We start from the raw sequence: 18,471 nt of genomic DNA on the forward strand, positions 1-18,471 counted from the left end.
GCCATGCCCTTGTATTTCTTTTGCTTTCACCTATATTGAAATCATGTGCATGAAAACCTTCATCATGATTTCGAGGCTGGCCGGAGAAGCGCATGTCTTCTCCCGGAGCGGCTTCATGATGGACTGAATACCGCACAGAACCTTCCGCTCCGGGACCACCTTCTCGAACCGAATTGCGGTGGAACCTTGCGCGATTTTATCGCGCCGCCTGGAGCCGAAGATGATCACTTCCTATGCCTTTCCGAGATGCAAGTTCTGCCACCGCGGCCTGCCGCGCGCGGCGGTTCGCTGCCCCTGGTGCGCCCACCGCCAGCACCCGCCGGTGATGCCGCGGCCTTTCGCGCCGAGCCTGTCTGTTTCCGCTGAGGGATACGCCTCCGGGATTTCCGGCGAGGGCTGCCGATGACAGCACTGGCAAGACAACATTCAGCCGCGCCGAGTGCAGCGGAGAGCCTGCTTCAGTACGGCGCGCTGCCCTGGCGCGTGAGCCGGCGCGGCGGGGTCAAGGTGCTGCTGATCACCTCGCGCGAGACCAAGCGCTGGCTGGTGCCGAAGGGCTGGCCGGTCAAGGGCAAGAGCCCGAGGCACGCGGCCATGCGCGAGGCCTTCGAGGAGGCCGGCGTGTTCGGAGACATCGATCCAGAGCCGATCGGCACCTATGACTACCTCAAGACGCTCAAGGACGGCTCGCAGGCCCTCTGCTCGGTGGTGCTGTATGGCCTGCAGGTTCGGGGCACGCTGGTGCACTGGCCCGAACGCGCCCAGCGCAAGCGGCGCTGGCATGACCTGACCGAGGCCACGGAAGCCGTTTCCGACACCGGGCTGAAGGGCCTGTTCCACTCGCTGCGCAAGGACCTGACCACCCGCGCATGACGGGGCGACAGCCCCCGGCCAGCAATCGCAATGATGCAGCGGGCGACGCTGTGCTAGGCGACGCTCTCGGCGGTCCGAACCGGCACGTAGTTCAGGATCGGCCCCAGCCAGCGCTCCACCTCGGCAACCGCCATGCCCTTGCGCCTTGCATAGTCCTCGACCTGGTCGCGCTCGACCTTGGCGACGCCGAAATAATAGCTTTCGGGATGGGCCAGATAGAGGCCGGAGACGGATGAGCCGGGCCACATGGCATAGCTTTCGGTCAGGCTGACGCCGACCCGCTTCTGCGCATCGAGCAGGCGGAACAGAGTCACCTTCTCGGTGTGGTCGGGCTGGGCCGGGTAGCCCGGCGCCGGGCGGATGCCCCGATAGGTCTCGGAAATCAGCTCGTCCGATGACAGCGCCTCGTGCGGCGCATAGCCCCAGAACTCTCTGCGCACGCGCTCATGCATGCGCTCGGCGAACGCCTCGGCAAAGCGGTCGGCCAGCGCCTTCACCAGGATAGACGAGTAATCGTCGTTGGCGCGCTCGAAGCGCTTGGCTATGGCCACCTCCTCGATGCCGGCCGTGACCACGAAGCCGCCGAGATAGTCGGGCTTGCCGGTTTCCAGAGGCGCGACGAAGTCGGACAGCGCCACATTGGCCCTGCCGTCGCGCTTGGAAAGCTGCTGGCGCAGCGTGAAGAAGGTGGCGAGCTCCCTCTCCCGGTCGCCGTCGGCAAACAGGCGGATATCGTCGCCCACCGCATTGGCGGGCCAGAAGCCGATGACGGCCTTCGGCGCGAACCATTTTTCCGCAACGATCCTTTCCAGCATCGCCTGTGCGTCCTCGAAGAGCTGGCGGGCAGCCGCCCCCTGCTTCTCGTCCTCCAGGATCTTCGGGAAGCGCCCCTTCAATTCCCAGGTCTGGAAGAAGGGCGTCCAGTCGATGTAGCTGGAAAGCTCCGCCAGGTCCCAGTCCTCGAAGACGCGCGTGCCGAGGAAGGACGGCCTCGGCGGCTCGTAGCCCGACCAGTCGATGCGGTGGGCGTTGGCCCGTGCCGCCGCCAGCGGCAGGCGTTGTTTCTCGGCTTCGCTGCGCGCATGGGCATCCGCAACCTTCCTGTACTCCGCCCGCGTTGCGTCCACATAGCCGCCCTTCGCCTCGGGCGATAGAAGCGTGGAGACGACGCCGACCGCCCGGCTTGCATCCGTTACATAGACCGTCTGGCCGCGTTCGTATTTCGGGTGGATCTTCACCGCCGTGTGCACGCGGCTGGTGGTGGCCCCGCCGATCAGAAGCGGAATGTCGAAGCCTTCGCGCTCCATCTCGGTGGCGACATGCACCATCTCGTCCAGCGAAGGCGTGATCAGCCCGGACAGGCCGATGATGTCGGCCTTATGCTCGCGCGCCGTTTCCAGGATCTTGGAGGCCGGCACCATCACGCCGAGGTCGATGATCTCGTAGTTGTTGCAGGCGAGCACGACGCCGACGATGTTCTTGCCGATGTCGTGAACGTCGCCCTTCACGGTCGCCATGACGATCTTGCCGGCGCTCTCGCGCGCGCCGCTGCCGCCATTGGCCGCCTTCTCGGCTTCCATGTAGGGCAAGAGCACGGCGACCGCCTGCTTCATGACGCGGGCCGACTTGACTACCTGCGGCAGGAACATTTTTCCCGAGCCGAACAGGTCGCCCACGACATTCATGCCGGCCATCAGCGGTCCCTCGATCACATGCAGCGGGCGCTCGGCCTTCTGCCGCGCCTCCTCGGTATCAGCCTCGATGAACTCGGTGATGCCGTTGACCAGCGCATGCTCCAGCCGCTTTTCCACCGGCCATTCGCGCCAGGCCAGGTCCTTTTCCCTGGCTTCCCTTCCGCCCGCGCCCTTGAAGCGCTCGGCCAGGTCCAGCAGGCGCTCGGTGGCGTTGCCGCCATCCTTGGGCACGCGGTTGAGGATGACGTCCTCGCAGGCCTCGCGCAGCTCGGGGTCGATGGACTCGTAGACCGCCAGCTGGCCGGCATTGACAATGCCCATGTCCATGCCCGCCTGGATGGCATGATAGAGGAACACGGCGTGCATGGCCTCGCGCACCGGCTCGTTGCCGCGGAAGGAGAAGGACAGGTTCGAGACGCCGCCCGAGACGTGCACATGCGGCAGGGTGCGGGTGATCTCGCCAGCCGCTTCGATGAAGGCCGCGCCGTAGCCATTGTGCTCCTCGATGCCGGTGGCCACGGCAAAAATGTTGGGATCGAAGATGATGTCCTCGGGCGCAAAGCCGGCCTTTTCGGTCAGAAGCTTGTAGGCGCGGGTGCAGATCGCGACCTTGCGCTCCCTCGCGTCGGCCTGGCCGGCCTCGTCAAAGGCCATGACGACGACCGCCGCACCATAGGCGTGCACCAGTTTGGCGTGGTGGAGAAAGGCTTCCTCGCCTTCCTTCATCGAGATCGAGTTGACGACCGGCTTGCCCTGCACGCATTTCAGCCCGGCCTCGATCACCTCCCATTTGGAGCTGTCGATCATGATCGGCACGCGGGCGATATCCGGCTCGGCCGCGATCAGGTTGAGGAACTCGACCATGGCCCGTTTTGAATCGATCAGGCCCTCGTCCATGTTGACGTCGATGATCTGCGCGCCATTGGCGACCTGGTCGCGCGCCACCTCGAGCGCGGCGGCAAAGTCGCCCGCCGTGATCAGCTTTCGGAATCTGGCCGAGCCGGTGATGTTGGTGCGCTCGCCGACATTGACGAAGGGGATTTCCGGGGTGAGCGTGAAGGGCTCCAAGCCCGACAGCTTCATCAGCGGCTTGTGCTCGGGCACCTGGCGAGGCGGATATTTCTTCACAGCCTCGGCAATGGCACGGATGTGCTCGGGCGTCGAGCCGCAGCAGCCGCCCACCACGTTCACCAGCCCCTCGCGCGCGAATTCCTCTATCTGCTCGGCCATGAATTCCGGGCTTTCGTCATAGCCTCCGAATTCATTGGGCAGGCCGGCATTGGGATAGGCGCAGGTGAAGGTGTCGGCCACGTCCGAAATCTCGGCCAGGTGCTCGCGCATGGCGGCGGCACCCAAAGCGCAGTTCAGCCCGAAGGTGAAGGGATTGGCATGGCGCAGCGAGTGCCAGAAGGCGGTGGGCGTCTGGCCCGACAGCGTGCGGCCGGAAAGGTCTGTGATCGTGCCGGAAATCATGATGGGCAGTTCGACGCCCTTTTCCGCAAAGACCTCGTTGCACGCAAACACCGCCGCCTTGGCGTTCAGCGTGTCGAAGATGGTCTCGATCAGGATCAGGTCGGCTCCGCCGTCGATCAGGCCGCGAAGCTGCTCGGCATAGGCGATGCGCAGATCATCGAAGGTGACGGTGCGGTAGCCGGGATTGTTGACGTCGGGCGAGATCGAAGCCGTGCGGTTGGTGGGCCCCAGCGCGCCGGCCACGAAGCGGCGCTTGCCGTCCTCCTGCTCGGCCCGCTTTACCGCGCGCCGCGCCAGCCGCGCGCCGTCGCGGTTCAGTTCGTAGACCATGTCCTCCATGCCGTAATCGGCCTGGGCGATGCGGGTGGAGGAGAAGGTGTTGGTCTCGATAATGTCGGCGCCGGCGATGGCGTATTGGTAGTGGATCTCCTCGATCGCCGCGGGCTGCGTCAGGATCAGAAGGTCGTTGTTGCCCTGCTGGTGGCAGGCGCAGCCGCCGAAGCGGTCGCCGCGAAAATGGCCCTCGTCGAAGCCCAGACCCTGGATCTGCGTGCCCATCGCCCCGTCGAGAACAAGGATGCGCTCGCGCGCGGCTTTCGTCAGCACGGCGACAACCTCGGCCCCGCGGGAGGTTTCGGCGACTGGCCCGAACAGGGCATCAAGCGAATTCATTTGCGACAATTCCAGTTTCCAGAGCGACTTCTCGTCACATAAAGATATCTTTATGTCAATATGTCCAGCCATCAAAATCGCGGCACCCCCGCCGCGGCCGCGCGATCACGAAACGGTGACCCCCTTGCAGGAGCGCTGCGGCGGCACAAAAGTCCTTGTATCGGCGGCCTTGATTATCCCTCGTGCCGACCGATCTTGAGCATGCGTTGCCATGGACCAGCTTCGAGAGCCCGAAGAGCGCATTGTTGAGCGACCGGAACCGACCAGGCCGGGCTCGCGCAGCGGCTGGCTTTGGTTTGTCTTCCTGGTGTTGCTGGCGATCGCGGGGGCCCTCTGGTGGCAAAGGCTGCCCCTGGCCGAGAAGCCGCCCGCGCCCGGCCGTGCCGAGCAGCCGGTATCGGTTGGGGCGGCCACCGTGCAGACCGGCAACATCAACGTCACCGTCAGCGCACTCGGCACGGTGACGTCGATGAACACGGTGGTGGTCAGGCCCCAGGTCAGCGGCCAGCTCATCCAGGTGGATTTCCAGGAGGGGCAGGACGTCAAGAAGGGCGACCTGCTGGCGCAGATCGACCCCCGGCCCTTCGAGGCAGCACTGCAGCAGGCGCAGGGCCAGCTGGCCCGGGATGAAGCGCTTCTGAAGGGCGCGCAGGTCGACCTCAAGCGCTACCAGGGCCTGGCGGCCCAGAACGCGGTGGCGCGACAGACCCTCGACACCCAGACGGCACTTGTCGGGCAATATCAGGGCACCGTGGAGGCCGACAAGGCGCTGGTCGAGGCCGCCACCGTCAATCTCGGCTATTGCCGCATCCTGTCGCCGCTGGATGGCCGCACGGGCCTGCGCCAGATCGATGCGGGAAACTACGTCACCCCCGGCGACCCTGCCGGCATCGTCGTCATCACCCAGATCCAGCCCATCAGCGTACTTTTCACCGTGCCGGAAGACCAGTTGCCGGCGATCTCCCAGCGCGTGCAGCAGGGCGCGCAGCTGCCCGTGACGGCCTATGACCGCACCGGCAGTACGAAGCTGGCCGAAGGCGTGTTGCAGACCTTCGACAGCCAGATCGACCCCTCCACCGGCACGATCAAGCTGCGGGCGTTCTTCGACAACGCCAACCGCATCCTTTATCCGAACCAGTTCGTCAACGCGGTGCTGCTGTTGAACCAGCACAAGGACGTGGCGGTCATGCCGACCGCTGCGATCCAGCACGGCGTGCCCGGAACCTTCGCCTATGTCATCAATTCCAACGACACCGTGTCGGTGAGGAAGATCGCGCTGGGCGCAATCGACCGCGAGCGCGCCGAGGTCGTCTCGGGCCTCGCGCCGGGCGACCGCGTGGTGGTGGACGGCGCCGACAAGCTGCGCGAGGGCGCGGCCGTGAGGGTGCACGAGCAGGAACAGGCCGCGAGCCCCGCGCAGGCCCAGCAGGACCTGCCCAAGCCGGATGTCACCCCGCCGCCGCCGGAGAGGCCGCAGGGCGGACAGCGACATGGAGGGAATCGTCACACGAAATGAACCCGTCGCGACCCTTCATTCTTCGGCCGGTGGCAACATCGCTGTTGATGGTCGCAATCCTGCTGTCCGGAATAGTGGCGTTCCGCTTCCTGCCGGTATCGGCTCTGCCCCAGGTCGACTATCCGACCATCCAGGTCCAGACCTTCTATCCCGGCGCCAGCCCCGACGTGATGACGTCTTCCATCACCGCCCCGCTCGAGGTCCAGCTCGGGCAGATTCCCAACCTGAACCAGATGAACTCGGTGAGCTCGGCCGGGGCCTCGGTGATCACGCTGCAGTTCAACCTCTCGATCTCGCTCGACGTCGCCGAGCAGGAGGTGCAGGCGGCGATCAATGCGACGGGCAACCTGCTGCCGTCGGACCTTCCAGCCCCGCCGATCTACGCCAAGGTGAACCCCGCCGACGCGCCGGTGCTGACGCTGGGCCTGACTTCGGAGACGATGCCGCTACGCCAGGTGCAGGAACTGGCCGACACGCGGTTAGCCCAGAAGATTTCCCAGCTTCCCGGCGTCGGCCTGGTGACGCTGAGCGGCGGCCACCGGCCTGCGGTGCGCGTGCAGGCCGATCCGCGCAAGCTCGCCGCCTACGGGCTCAACATCGACGATCTGCGCACGACGCTGGCCAACGCCAACGTCAATGCGCCGAAGGGCAGCTTCGACGGCTCGGCCCGGGCCTATTCGGTGAATGCCAACGACCAGCTCAGGACCGCAAAGGAATATGACTCCCTGATCGTCGCCTACAAGAACGGGGCGGCGGTGCGGCTGACCGACGTGGCCACGGTGATAGACGGCACCGAGAACAACAAGCTCGGCGCATGGATGAACACCACGCCTGCCATCATCCTGAACATCCAGCGCCAGCCGGGCGCCAACGTCATCGAGGTGGTGGACCGCATCAAGGCGCTGCTGCCGCAGTTGCAGGCTTCGCTGCCCAGCGCAGTCAACGTCGCCGTGCTGACAGACCGCACCACCACCATCCGCGCCTCGGTGCGCGACGTGGAATACGAGCTGACGCTGGCGGTCGTCCTGGTGGTGCTGGTCATCTTCGTGTTCCTGCGCAGCGCCCGCGCAACGCTGATCCCCAGCCTTTCCGTGCCGCTTTCGCTCGTGGGCACGCTGGGCATCATGTATCTGTTCGGCTACAGCCTGGACAACCTCTCGCTCATGGCGCTGACGATTGCGACCGGCTTCGTGGTGGACGACGCCATCGTGGTGATCGAGAACATCTCGCGCTACATCGAGCAAGGCTACTCGCCGCAGGAAGCGGCGCTGATCGGCTCAGAGCAGATCGGCTTCACCATCATCTCGCTGACCGTGTCGCTGATCGCGGTGCTGATACCGCTGCTGTTCATGAGCGACATCGTGGGCAGGCTGTTCCGCGAATTCGCCATCACGCTTTCGACCACCATCCTGATCTCGGCCGTGGTGTCGCTGACCCTGGTTCCCATGGCATGCGCCAAGCTGCTCAAGCCGGTCTCGGCCGTGCACGAAAATGCGCTGCAGCGGGCAAGCCGCAACTTCTTCGACTGGGTGATCCGTGGCTATGGGCGCCTTCTCACGAGAGTGCTCAACCACCAGCCCCTGGTGCTGTTGATTGCGCTGGCCACCCTCGTGCTGACGGTCGCGCTCTACATCGTGATCCCGAAGGGCTTCTTCCCGGTTCAGGACACCGGAATGATACAGGCCATCACCGAAGCACCCCAGTCGGTTTCCTACAGCTCGATGGCGGAGCGGCAGCAGGCGGTCGCCGGCATCATCCTCAAGGACCCGGATGTTGAGAGCCTGTCGTCCTTCATCGGGGTCGACGGCACCAACAACACGCTCAATGTCGGCCGCATCCTGATCAACCTGAAGCCGCACGAACAGCGCGGCTCCAACATCACCGAGGTGATGCGGCGGCTGAAGGCCAGCACCGCCTCGCTTCCCGGCATCACGCTCTACATGCAGCCCGTGCAGGACCTGACGATCGACGGCACGGTAAGCCGCACGCAGTACCAGTTCGTGCTGCAGGACGCCAATGGCGACGAACTGGCCGAATGGGCGCCAAAGCTGGTCGACAAGCTGAACTCGCTGCCGCAGCTTGCCGACGTCGCCAGCGACCTGTCGCAGAGCGGGCTGGCGGTGTACGTCGACATCGACCGCGACCAGGCGGCGCGCTTCGGCATCACCCCGGCGACCATCGACAATGCGCTATACGACGCCTTCGGGCAGCGCATCGTCTCCACGGTGTTCACCACGACCAACCAGTACCGCGTGATACTTGAAGCCGATCCTTCGCTGCAGCAATCGCTGACTTCGCTGTCCTCGATCTACCTGCCGTCCTCCACCGGCGGCGCGCCGGTGCCGCTGTCGGTGCTTGCCAAGACCCGCACCGGCACGGCCCCGCTGCAGGTCACCCATATGGGGCAGTTTCCGGCCACCACCGTCTCCTTCAACCTGGCGCCCGGGGCCTCGCTGGGCGAGGCGGTGAAGGCGATCCAGCAGGCGCAGGCCGAGATCGACATGCCCATCAGCGTGATGACCACCTTCCAGGGTGCAGCGCGCGCCTTCCAGGCCTCGCTCACCAACCAGCTGTTCCTGGTGCTGGCGGCGCTGGTGACCGTCTATATCGTGCTGGGCGTGCTCTATGAGAGCTTCATCCATCCCATCACCATCCTTTCGACCTTGCCGTCTGCCGGCATCGGCGCCCTGCTTGCCCTGATGGCGGCCGGCGAGGACCTGACCGTGATTTCCATCATCGGCATCATCCTGCTGATCGGCATCGTGAAGAAGAACGCGATCATGATGATCGACTTCGCGCTGGATGCGCAGCGCAACGAGGGCAAGTCGCCGCGCGAGGCCATCTACCAGGCCTGCCTGCTGCGGTTCCGGCCGATCCTGATGACGACGCTGGCCGCCATACTGGGCGCGCTGCCGCTGATGCTGGGCACGGGCGTCGGCTCCGAGCTGAGGCATCCGCTGGGCGTCTCCATCGTCGGCGGCCTGCTGGTGAGCCAGGTGCTGACGCTGTTCACCACGCCGGTGATCTATCTCTGGTTCGACCGGCTTGCCGCACGCCTTCGGGGTGCTCGGCCGCAGGCCGGCGAGGCGCAGGGCGCGGGCGGCCGGCCATGAACCTGTCGGCCCCCTTCATCCGGCGCCCCGTCGCCACCACGCTGCTGACCATCGGCCTCTTGGCGACCGGGCTGGTGGCCTACCCGCTGCTGCCGGTTTCGCCGCTGCCGCAAGTGGACTATCCCGTCATCTCGGTGCAGGCGACGCTTCCCGGCGCCAGCCCGGAAGTGGTCGCAACCACCGTGGCGAGCCCCCTGGAACGCCATCTCGGCGAAATCGCCGACGTGACCGAGATGACCTCGACCAGCACGCTGGGCAACACGCGCGTGACGCTGCAATTCGGCCTCAACCGCGACATCGACGGCGCCGCCCGCGATGTGCAGGCCGCGATCAACGCTGCGCGCGCCGATCTGCCGACGAGCCTGCGAACCAACCCGACCTATCGCAAGGTCAACCCCGCCGACGCGCCGATCATGGTGCTTGCGCTCACCTCCGACATACTGCCGAAAGGCAAGGTCTATGACGCCGCCAGCACCATTCTGGCGCAGAAGCTCTCGCAGGTGGACGGCATAGGCGAGGTGATCGTGGGCGGCAGTTCGCTGCCCGCGGTGCGCGTGGAGCTGAACCCGCAGGCGCTCTACAAATATGCCATCGGGCTGGAAGACGTGCGCGCAGCACTTGCCTCGGCCAACGCCCACAGCCCCAAGGGCGCGATAGACGTCGGCGACCAGCGCTACCAGATCTACGCCAACGACCAGGCGAACGAGGCGGAAGCCTACCGCTCGCTGATCATCGGCTATCGCAACGGCGCGCCGCTGCGCCTGTCGGAGGTCGGCCAGGTCAACGACGCGGTGGAGAACATCCGCAATGCCGGCCTCGCCAACGGCAAGCCGGCGGTGCTGCTCATCCTGTTCCGTTCGCCCAATGCCAACATCATCGCCACCGTCGACCGTGTGAAATCGCTGCTGCCGTTCCTGCGCGCCTCGATCCCGCCGGCGGTCGACCTCGCCGTGATGATGGACCGGTCGACCACCATCCGCGCTTCGCTGAAGGAGGTGCAGATCACGCTGATGATCGCGATCGGGCTGGTGATTGTGGTGGTCTTCGCCTTCCTGCGCGATGCGCGCGCCACGCTGGTGCCGATCGTGGCGGTGCCGGTTTCGCTCATCGGCACGCTGGGGGTGATGTACCTGCTGGGCTTCAGCATCGACAACCTCTCGCTGATGGCGCTGACGGTGGCCACCGGCTTCGTGGTGGACGATGCGATCGTGGTGCTGGAGAACATTTCCCGTCATACCGCCGCAGGTATGACTCCGATGAAGGCCGCGATGCGCGGCGCCCGCGAGGTTGGCTTCACCGTCCTGTCGATGAGCCTGTCGCTCATCGCCGTGTTCATTCCCATACTGCTGATGGGCGGCCTGGTCGGGCGGCTGTTCCGCGAGTTCGCGGTCACGCTGTCGACGGCGGTCCTGATCTCGCTCGCCATATCGCTCACCACCACGCCGATGATGTGCTCCATATTGCTGCGCCGGCAGGACCAGCGCCGGCATGGGCGGCTTTACCGAGCCAGCGAGCGCGCATTCGCGGCCATGCTGGGCGGCTATCGCCGGTCGCTGGGCTGGGCGCTTGCGCATCCGCGGTTCGTCCTGCTGGTGCTCCTGGCCATGCTGTGCCTGAACGGCTATCTCTATGTCACCATTCCCAAGGGCTTCTTCCCGCAGCAGGACACCGGGCGGCTCACCGGATCGATCCAGGCGGATCAGGCGATATCCTTCCAGCTGATGTCGAAGAAGCTCGCCCAGTTCGTCGACATCGTGAAGAGCGACCCCGCCGTGGACACCGCCGTCGGCTTCACCGGAAGCGGGCAGACCAATTCCGGCTTCATGTATATTTCGCTGAAGCCGCTGGCCGAACGCAAGATCTCGGCCGACCAGGTGATCGCCCGGCTGCGGCGAAAGCTTGGGGCAGTGTCGGGCGCAACGCTCTACCTGCAGGCAGTGCAGGACATACGCGTTGGCGGCCGGCAATCGAACGCCCAGTATCAATACACGCTGCAGGGCGACACCTTTGGCGAGCTCAACGAATGGGCGCCCAGGCTGACCGCCGCCCTGCAGGCGGAACCGAAGCTCACCGACGTCAGCAGCGACCAGCAGAACAAGGGCCTCGAAACCAATGTCGTCATCGATCGCGACACGGCCGCTCGCCTCGGCGTCACCGTGAGCCAGATCGACAACACCCTCTACGACGCCTTCGGCCAACGCCAGGTCTCGACCATCTATGTGGCGCGCAACCAGTATCACGTGGTCATGGAGGTGGCGCCGCAATACTGGCAGAACCCGGAGACGCTGAGACAGGTCTTTGTGAGCACATCTGGCGGCGGCGTCAGCGGATCGCAGGCCACCAACGCCGTGGCCGGGACCTTCGTTTCGCCCAGGCGCGGCGCCGCCCCTCCCTCCCCCGCCGCGGCGGATGCGGCGCGCAACCTGGCGACCAATTCGATCGGCAATGTCGGAAAGGGCATAGCCTCGACCGGCACGGCGGTCAGCACCCGCGCCGAAAACATGATCCCGCTTTCGGCCGTCGCCCATTATGCACCGGGCAGCACGCCCCTTGCCGTCAACCACCAGGGCTTGTTCGCGGCGGCGACGATCTCGTTCAACCTCGCACCCGGCGTCGCGCTGAGCGAGGCCGTCGCGGTCATCGACGCAGCCAAGGAACGCATCGGCATGCCGCCTTCGATCCGCGGCAGCTTCCAGGGAACGGCGCGGGTCTTCCAGGAGTCATTGGCAAACCAGCCGCTGCTGATCCTGGCGGCACTGATTGCGGTCTATGTGGTGCTGGGCATTCTCTACGAAAGCTACGCCCATCCGCTGACCATCCTGTCCACCCTGCCCTCCGCCGGCGTCGGCGCGCTGCTGGCGCTGTCGGCGTTCAGGCTCGAGTTCAGCGTGATGGCGCTGATCGGCGTCATCCTGCTCATCGGCATCGTGAAGAAGAACGCCATCATGATGATCGACTTTGCGCTCGACGCCGAGCGCAACGAAGGAAAGTCCTCGCGCGACGCGATCTACCAGGCCTGCCTGCTGCGCTTCAGGCCGATCATGATGACGACCATGGCCGCGATGCTCGGCGCGGTGCCGCTGGCGGTCGGCATCGGCGAAGGCAGCGAGCTTCGCCAGCCGCTCGGCATCGCCATAGTGGGCGGCCTGATCCTCAGCCAGTTGCTGACGCTCTACACCACACCGGTGATCTATATCTATATCGACCGCTTCCGGCTGTGGGCGCAGGGTCTTCGCAAGCCGGCCGCTCCGATGCAGCCGCGGCCGCTGCCCGGCGAATGACGCAAGTTGGCCGGGGATAATCGGGGCTAATACTTGCCGCACCCATTGGCGTAAGCATTGTTTACAAGTTACGCTTAGGCTCGACAATTGGTCGAGCATGAATTGGAGACTCAGCGAGCAGTCGAGCGCGTTGGGGTTACATGGGCGGCGAACCCTGTCTGGGCATCGAATGCGTGGCATTGCTTGCAAGTCAGTCCTCACCAGTGTTCCGGTGCACCTTTGCCGCAATGGCAAGCGGTTTGGCCGCATCCTGTCGGTGGGCCTGGTGGGGCTGTCGCTGTCCGGCTGCATCCTCGGCAGTGAAAAGCCTCTTGCGGCGGTCGACGTTCCGGGCGCCTACGAGAATGGCCCCAGGAAGGATGTTGAAGCGGCCGTGCCCGCGCTGGACTGGTGGCGCGGTTTCCGCTCCGAGGAACTGACGACCCTTATCCAGGAGGCACAGTTCTCGAACCTGGACGTTGCGATCGCAGTGGCGCAGATCGTCCAGGCCGACGCGCAGGTGGGCATTGCCGGCGCGCCATTGCTGCCGAGCCTGGCCGGGACGGCCAGCGCCGAACGATTGCGCCAGTCGGCCACCAGAACCCTGCCGGCGCAAACCTTCTCGCTCTACAATGTCGGGCTGACGGCCAGCTACATGCTCGACTTCTGGGGCAAGAACCACGCCACCCTGTTCTCCGCCGCCGAGAGCGCTGCGGCGAGCCGGTTCAACCGCGAGATCGTCACGCTCACCGTCGTGACGAGCGTGGCCAACACCTATTTCCAGATCCTGGCCGCACGCGACCAGCTGCGCGTGGCGCGGCAAAATCTTGCCGCGTCTAGCCGCATTCTCGATCTGGTCCAGAAGCAGTTCAACGCCGGCACGGCCTCGCAGCTGGACCTTTCGCAGCAGGCCGCACTCGTCGCCACCGTGCGCGCGTCGATCCCGCCGCTGGAAGTGACGCTGAAGCAGAACATCGCAGCCCTTGCCTTCCTGCTTGCGAGCGCGCCCGCGGGCTTCACCGTCAAGGGCAGCAGCCTGAACCAGATCACCGTGCCGCGCGTGACCCCCGGCCTGCCGTCGGAAATCGTCAACCAGCGGCCCGACATCCGCCAGGCGGAGGCGCAGCTTGCGGCGTCCAATTTCAGCGTCGAAGCCGCTCGAGCCGCCTTCCTGCCGCAGATCGAGCTGACCGGGACGACAGGCTTCCAGAGCATGTCCTTGAGAAAGCTGTTCACGCGGGGGGCCTGGTACTACACGCTGATGGCAACCGTCACCCAGCCGATCTTCGACGGCTTTCTGCTGGAGAGCCAGTTGCAGCAGGCGCGGGGCGTGCAACTGCAGAGCCTGCAGGCCTATCGCAGGGCCATTCTTTCCGCCTTTTCCGATGTGGAGAAGGCGCTGGTGGCGCTTGAGCAGACCACGATCCAGGAACGGCTTCAGAAGGACGTCGTGACCAATTCGCGCAAGGCCTTCGAGGTGGCGGAAGCCCAGCTGCTCGGCGGCACCGTCAGCCTCATCAACGTGCTGCAAACGCAACAGACCCTGTTCACCGCTGAGACCAACCTCGTGCAGGTGCGGCTGAACAGGATGCTCGCCTGCGTCAGCCTGTTCCAGGCCCTTGGCGGGGGATGGCTGTGGCCGATAGAGCCGGGCCTCGTCGCAACGCAGTAGAACCGAGGCCCGCCTCAGACCTGCCTGATCGAACTGAAGTCGAAGGTTTGCCCCGGCGGGTTCTCCCCGATCCGCAGGTTCGTTTCCGAAGTGAAATGGTAGGGCGGAACCGGCAAATTGTAGGGAGCCGGCACATTCTTGAACACGCGGCCGGCCAGGTCATATTTGGACCCGTGGCACGGGCAGAAATAGCCTCCGAACCAGACATTGCCCGGCTCGGCCTCGGGTCGGAACACCGGAATGCATCCCAGGTGCGTGCAGACCCCAACCAGAACGGCATAGCGCGGATTGGCCGAACGCGACCAGTTCGTGGCATAGGGCGGCTGCTGGTTCACTGTAGAATCCGGATCGGAAAGCTCCGCCAGCAGATCCGCGTTGCGCAGGGTCTGGAGCGCGGCGGCCGGCCGGTCGCTGATGAAAACCGGCATTCCGCGCCAGCGCACCGTGATCTGCTGGCCGGGCGCTATCTTTGACAGGTCCACATCGATCGGCCCGCCACTGGCGCGTGCGCTGGCATCCGGGTTCATCTGATCAATGAACGGCCACAGGGCGGCGGCCGTGCCCACCACTCCGGCGCACGCCGTGGCGATGTACAGAAAATCGCGGCGATTGGGATTTTGGCGTTGAGATCGTGCGGGACGGTCAGCAGCGGAGTGAACATTGGACATTTTCCTCAAAGCTCCAATGCACGATGGTGGGGTCGTCTCGTCCCCTACGTATCACGTGAAGAACGGCTTACGGGGACAAGATGTCCGGCACGTAATAACAAACGCGCGATCACCCGGCCATTGCCGCGCCTGTGGCGCAATGCAGGCTTGCAGTGGGCCTGCGCAAGCACTAACTCGCCCAAGGCAAAGTGCAGTGAATGGCCAAATTGGATGCAACTCAACGCTTCCATCGATTATTTTCCCGAGCTTGAGGAGGACGATGCCGAGCTGCTCGATCAGGTGCAGCGGCAGACGTTCCGCTTCTTCTGGGAGGGCGCGCACCCGGCATCGGGCCTGGCGCGCGATCGCCAGAAGACCACCGGGGATCCGAAGGGTGATCTCGTCGCCGTCGGCGGCACCGGCTTCGGCGTCATGGCGATCATCGTGGCGGTGGAGCGAGAATGGATCTCGCGCAAGCAAGCCGTCGAACGCGTTGCCACGATGCTTGCCTTCCTGCGCACGGCCCACCGCTTCCACGGGATATTCCCGCACTTCCTGGACGGACGCACGGGCGAGACGATCCCCTTCGGCCGCAAGGACGACGGCGCCGACCTGGTGGAGACGGCTTTCCTGTTCCAGGGGCTGATCTGTGCCCGCCAATATTTCAACGGACGCGAGGGAGCGGAATCGAGCCTGCGCCAGCAGATCGACGAGCTTCTGGCACAGGCCAAATGGGACTGGTTCACCCGAGGCGGCCAGCACCTTTACTGGCACTGGAGCCCCAATCACGGCTGGGCGATGGACCACAGGGTGGCAGGCTGGAACGAGTGCCTCGTGGCCTACATCCTGGCCACGGGCTCGGACAGCTATCCGATCGATCCCGCCACCTATCACGAGTGCTTTGCCTCCGGTCCCGGGTTCCGCAACGGGAGGTCGTATTACGGGATCGAGCTGCCGTTGGGCATGGACTATGGCGGCCCGCTTTTCCTGGCGCATTACTCGTTCTGCGGCCTCGACCCGCGCGGCCTCAGAGACCGCCACGCGGATTATTGGGAACAGAACGTGCGGCACGCGCAGATCAACCATGCCCATTGCGTCGCCAACCCGCACGGCCACAACGGCTACGGTCCGGCCTGCTGGGGGCTGACCGCCAGCCATGGGCCCTCGGGCTATGCCCCCCACGCGCCGGATTTCGACATCGGCGTCATCACGCCCAGCGCCGCAATCGCCAGCCTGCCCTACGTGCCCGCCGAAGCAATGCAGGCGCTGCGCTATTTCATGGACAAGCCGCGCAAGCGCATCTGGGGGCGGTTCGGCTTCGTGGATTCCTTCTCGGAAAACCGGAACTGGTACGCAAGGACCTACCTGGCGATCAACCAGGGTCCCATCGTCGTCATGACGGAAAACTATCGGACAGGGCTTTTGTGGAAGCTGTTCATGTCCGCGCCGGAAGTGCGCCGGGCGCTTGCCCGGCTCGAGTTCGAGAGCCCGTATCTCGACGCCCGCCCCGAGCCCCGCGAAGTCGAGCCAGCGCCCGCCTGCGAAGCCTGACATGACGCTTCCCCGGGAACGCTATTTGGCCGCGCCGCCATCCCTGCCTGCCAGTGCCAGCGCGAATGCGGGGTTCATGCTGTCCACCATCGAGGTTGGCATCAGGATCGTCGTTCCACGCTCCTTGGTGGTCTCGTAGATGATGTTCATGGCGCGCAGCTGCATGGCGCCGGGATGGTCGGCGTAGGTCCTGGCTGCGTCGACGAACTGCCCTGCAATGGCAGCCTCGGCGGACCCCAGGATCACGCGCGCCTGCTTTTCCCGCTCGGCCTGGGCCTGCCTGGACATCGCATCCTGCAACGCGACGGGGATCGCCACGTCGCGGATCTCGACGGACTTCACCGATATGCCCCAGTCGAGGGTCTTGCGGCTGATTTCGTTGCGCAGCAGCTGGTCTGCCGCATTGCGCTCCGAGAGCAGCGCCGAGAGCATCGCCGAACCGATCATCTCGCGCAGCGAGGTCTGGGCGACCCGGTCGATGGCTTCGCGAAAATTGGTGATGTTGAGCGCTGCCTTCTGCGCGTCGTGGACGAACCAGAAGATGATCGCGTCGACATTGACCGGAACGGTGTCCTTGGTCAGCGCCTGCTCGGCGCTGAAGGCCGTGGTCTGGATGCGCTGGTCGATGATCGCCACCACATTGTCGACCACCGGGATGATCAGGAAAAGCCCCGGGCCCCTGACGCCCAGCAGCTTGCCCGCGCGCAGGATGACGAACCTCTCCCAGGTGTTGGCCATCTTCAGCGCGGCGGCAACAATGACAGCCAGAACGAAGAACGGAACACCCAGGCTCGGGTGCCCCGAGGCGATGAACGCAGCGCCGATAGCAATACAAACGGCGCTCAGGAACAAGGTGATAGGGTTCATTTTGGTCGCTCCTCCCTGCCGGTCCGGCAATTTTTCCGAAGCGTGAGTATCGGGCCGCCGCGCATTGCCGGGTGAGCAAGGTTGCTCATGCTGGCTGCCGGATCACTCGACGCCGACGAGGTAACAGCGTCGCGGGCGCCGCGTTCCGCGCACGTTAGTTCGAAAGCGGACGACCTGCACGCAATCGTGTTGGCCGCAGCAGCTTTGCGACGACATTGGCCCTGCCCCGGCGGCTCGGGAACATTATGATTACAGAAGCTTCGTCGTCCGGCTGCAACGCGAAGGCTGCCATGGCAAACAGGCGCAAACCGCCATTCGATGCTGTGACCTTTCTCACCAGGATTGGCGAAGGGCGCAGCATCGGCAGATACGCAAAAGGCCAGATCGTCTTTTCGCAAGGCGACCTGGCCGACGCCGTGTTCCAGCTTCAGCAGGGCAAGGTGAAGATCACCGTCGTTTCGGAACAGGGCAAGGAAGCGGTGATCGCAATTCTTGGCCCTGGCGACTTCTTCGGCGAAGGCTGCCTAGCCGGCCAGAAGCAGCGCATTTCAACCGCGACGACGATGACCGAGGCCTCGGTCGCGCGCTTCGAGAAGGCGGCGATTGCGCGCCTGATCCACAACGATCCCGACTTTGCCGAGCAGTTCATCGCGCGTCTGCTGGACCGGACGCTGCGCGTCGAAGCCGACCTGGTCGATCAGCTGTTCAATTCAAGCGAGAAGCGCTTGGCCCGGGTTCTTCTGCGGCTTGCCAATTTCGGCAAGGAGGGCAAGCCCGAGCCGATAGTCATCAAGATCAGCCAGGAAACCCTGGCGGAGATGATCGGCACGACCCGCTCCCGGGTCAGCTTCTTCATGAACAAGTTTCGCAGGCTCGGCTTCATCGACTACAACGGCACCATCGAGGTCCACCCCTCGCTGTTCAACGTCATTCTGCACGAGCAGCCGCGCTCCAAGGATTGAGGGCACGCCGGCAGGGGTGCAAGCCCATGGAAACGATGCACAAAATTCGTGAAGTGAGCAATTTTGCACAGTCTTTGTCCAGACACGGACGTAGCATCTGGCCGCAGGAGTGGTTGCCTGTGCGACGCATCGAAAGGCGTCCGTCTCCTGGGAAGTCTGGAGGCACATGAT

Annotated in this window: 11 protein-coding genes; 7 read left to right on the forward strand and 4 right to left on the reverse strand. The window is 64.8% G+C overall.

Translation table 11 applies throughout. The features are described 5' to 3' along the window. Positions 1-30: 30 nt before the first annotated feature. On the reverse strand, positions 31-228 hold the full coding sequence (locus AC3A4H_RS13275) for a hypothetical protein (RefSeq protein ID WP_487767077.1): 198 nt from the start codon (positions 226-228) through the stop codon (positions 31-33). 174 nt (positions 229-402) lie between these two features. Here AC3A4H_RS13275 and AC3A4H_RS13280 point away from each other — a divergent pair, with 174 nt between their 5' ends. Then, positions 403-873: an NUDIX hydrolase gene (locus AC3A4H_RS13280; protein ID WP_487767078.1), complete on the forward strand. Its 471-nt coding sequence runs from the start codon at positions 403-405 to the stop codon at positions 871-873. Positions 874-926: 53 nt separating this feature from the next. On the opposite strand, the gene metH is transcribed toward AC3A4H_RS13280, so the two are convergent. Continuing rightward, a complete protein-coding gene (gene metH / locus AC3A4H_RS13285; protein WP_487767079.1) occupies positions 927-4,712 on the reverse strand; it encodes a methionine synthase in 3,786 nt (1,261 codons plus the stop codon). 211 nt (positions 4,713-4,923) lie between these two features. On the opposite strand from metH, the gene AC3A4H_RS13290 reads away from it, so the two are divergent. From AC3A4H_RS13290 to AC3A4H_RS13305, 4 genes are all read left to right on the forward strand, one after another. Further along, positions 4,924-6,228: an MdtA/MuxA family multidrug efflux RND transporter periplasmic adaptor subunit gene (locus AC3A4H_RS13290; protein WP_487767080.1), complete on the forward strand. Its 1,305-nt coding sequence runs from the start codon at positions 4,924-4,926 to the stop codon at positions 6,226-6,228. After that, the gene (locus tag AC3A4H_RS13295) at positions 6,225-9,341 is read left to right on the forward strand and encodes an MdtB/MuxB family multidrug efflux RND transporter permease subunit (RefSeq protein WP_487767081.1); all 3,117 of its coding nucleotides are present in this window, start codon (positions 6,225-6,227) and stop codon (positions 9,339-9,341) included. The genes AC3A4H_RS13290 and AC3A4H_RS13295 overlap by 4 nt, the downstream gene beginning before the upstream one ends. Then, complete coding sequence (locus tag AC3A4H_RS13300) at positions 9,338-12,622, forward strand: efflux RND transporter permease subunit (RefSeq protein WP_487767082.1); 3,285 nt, start codon at positions 9,338-9,340, stop codon at positions 12,620-12,622. Before AC3A4H_RS13295 ends, AC3A4H_RS13300 begins: the two co-directional genes overlap by 4 nt. A gap of 169 nt (positions 12,623-12,791) precedes the next feature. Continuing rightward, entirely contained in the window at positions 12,792-14,273 is a 1,482-nt protein-coding gene (locus AC3A4H_RS13305) for an efflux transporter outer membrane subunit (RefSeq protein WP_487767083.1), read from the forward strand. A gap of 14 nt (positions 14,274-14,287) precedes the next feature. Here the strand turns inward: AC3A4H_RS13305 and petA are convergent, their stop codons facing one another. Then, entirely contained in the window at positions 14,288-14,941 is a 654-nt protein-coding gene (gene petA, locus AC3A4H_RS13310; RefSeq protein WP_487767084.1) for a ubiquinol-cytochrome c reductase iron-sulfur subunit, read from the reverse strand. 210 nt (positions 14,942-15,151) lie between these two features. Between petA and AC3A4H_RS13315 the strand changes: the two genes are divergently transcribed. After that, positions 15,152-16,471: a glucoamylase family protein gene (locus AC3A4H_RS13315; protein WP_487767085.1), complete on the forward strand. Its 1,320-nt coding sequence runs from the start codon at positions 15,152-15,154 to the stop codon at positions 16,469-16,471. Between the two features lie 21 nt (positions 16,472-16,492). Here AC3A4H_RS13315 and AC3A4H_RS13320 read toward each other — a convergent pair whose 3' ends face one another. Next, positions 16,493-17,338, reverse strand: coding sequence for a slipin family protein (locus tag AC3A4H_RS13320; RefSeq protein WP_487767086.1), 846 nt, complete (start codon positions 17,336-17,338; stop codon positions 16,493-16,495). A 290-nt stretch (positions 17,339-17,628) separates the two neighbouring features. Between AC3A4H_RS13320 and AC3A4H_RS13325 the strand changes: the two genes are divergently transcribed. Further along, on the forward strand, positions 17,629-18,300 hold the full coding sequence (locus AC3A4H_RS13325) for a Crp/Fnr family transcriptional regulator (RefSeq protein WP_487767087.1): 672 nt from the start codon (positions 17,629-17,631) through the stop codon (positions 18,298-18,300). Positions 18,301-18,471: the final 171 nt, after the last annotated feature.

The organism is Pseudaminobacter sp. Soil_N_29 (assembly GCF_057656055.1).

Bases quoted from the DNA above. Each gene is read 5' to 3' on its own strand.
- AC3A4H_RS13295 (WP_487767081.1), top strand. From the start codon at position 6,225: ATGAACCCGTCGCGACCCTTCATTCTTCGGCCGGTGGCAACATCGCTG.
- AC3A4H_RS13320 (WP_487767086.1), bottom strand. From the start codon at position 17,338: ATGAACCCTATCACCTTGTTCCTGAGCGCCGTTTGTATTGCTATCGGC.
- metH (WP_487767079.1), bottom strand. From the start codon at position 4,712: ATGAATTCGCTTGATGCCCTGTTCGGGCCAGTCGCCGAAACCTCCCGC.
- AC3A4H_RS13325 (WP_487767087.1), top strand. From the start codon at position 17,629: ATGGCAAACAGGCGCAAACCGCCATTCGATGCTGTGACCTTTCTCACC.
- AC3A4H_RS13315 (WP_487767085.1), top strand. From the start codon at position 15,152: ATGCAACTCAACGCTTCCATCGATTATTTTCCCGAGCTTGAGGAGGAC.
- petA (WP_487767084.1), bottom strand. From the start codon at position 14,941: ATGTCCAATGTTCACTCCGCTGCTGACCGTCCCGCACGATCTCAACGC.
- AC3A4H_RS13300 (WP_487767082.1), top strand. From the start codon at position 9,338: ATGAACCTGTCGGCCCCCTTCATCCGGCGCCCCGTCGCCACCACGCTG.
- AC3A4H_RS13305 (WP_487767083.1), top strand. From the start codon at position 12,792: ATGCGTGGCATTGCTTGCAAGTCAGTCCTCACCAGTGTTCCGGTGCAC.
- AC3A4H_RS13280 (WP_487767078.1), top strand. From the start codon at position 403: ATGACAGCACTGGCAAGACAACATTCAGCCGCGCCGAGTGCAGCGGAG.
- AC3A4H_RS13290 (WP_487767080.1), top strand. From the start codon at position 4,924: ATGGACCAGCTTCGAGAGCCCGAAGAGCGCATTGTTGAGCGACCGGAA.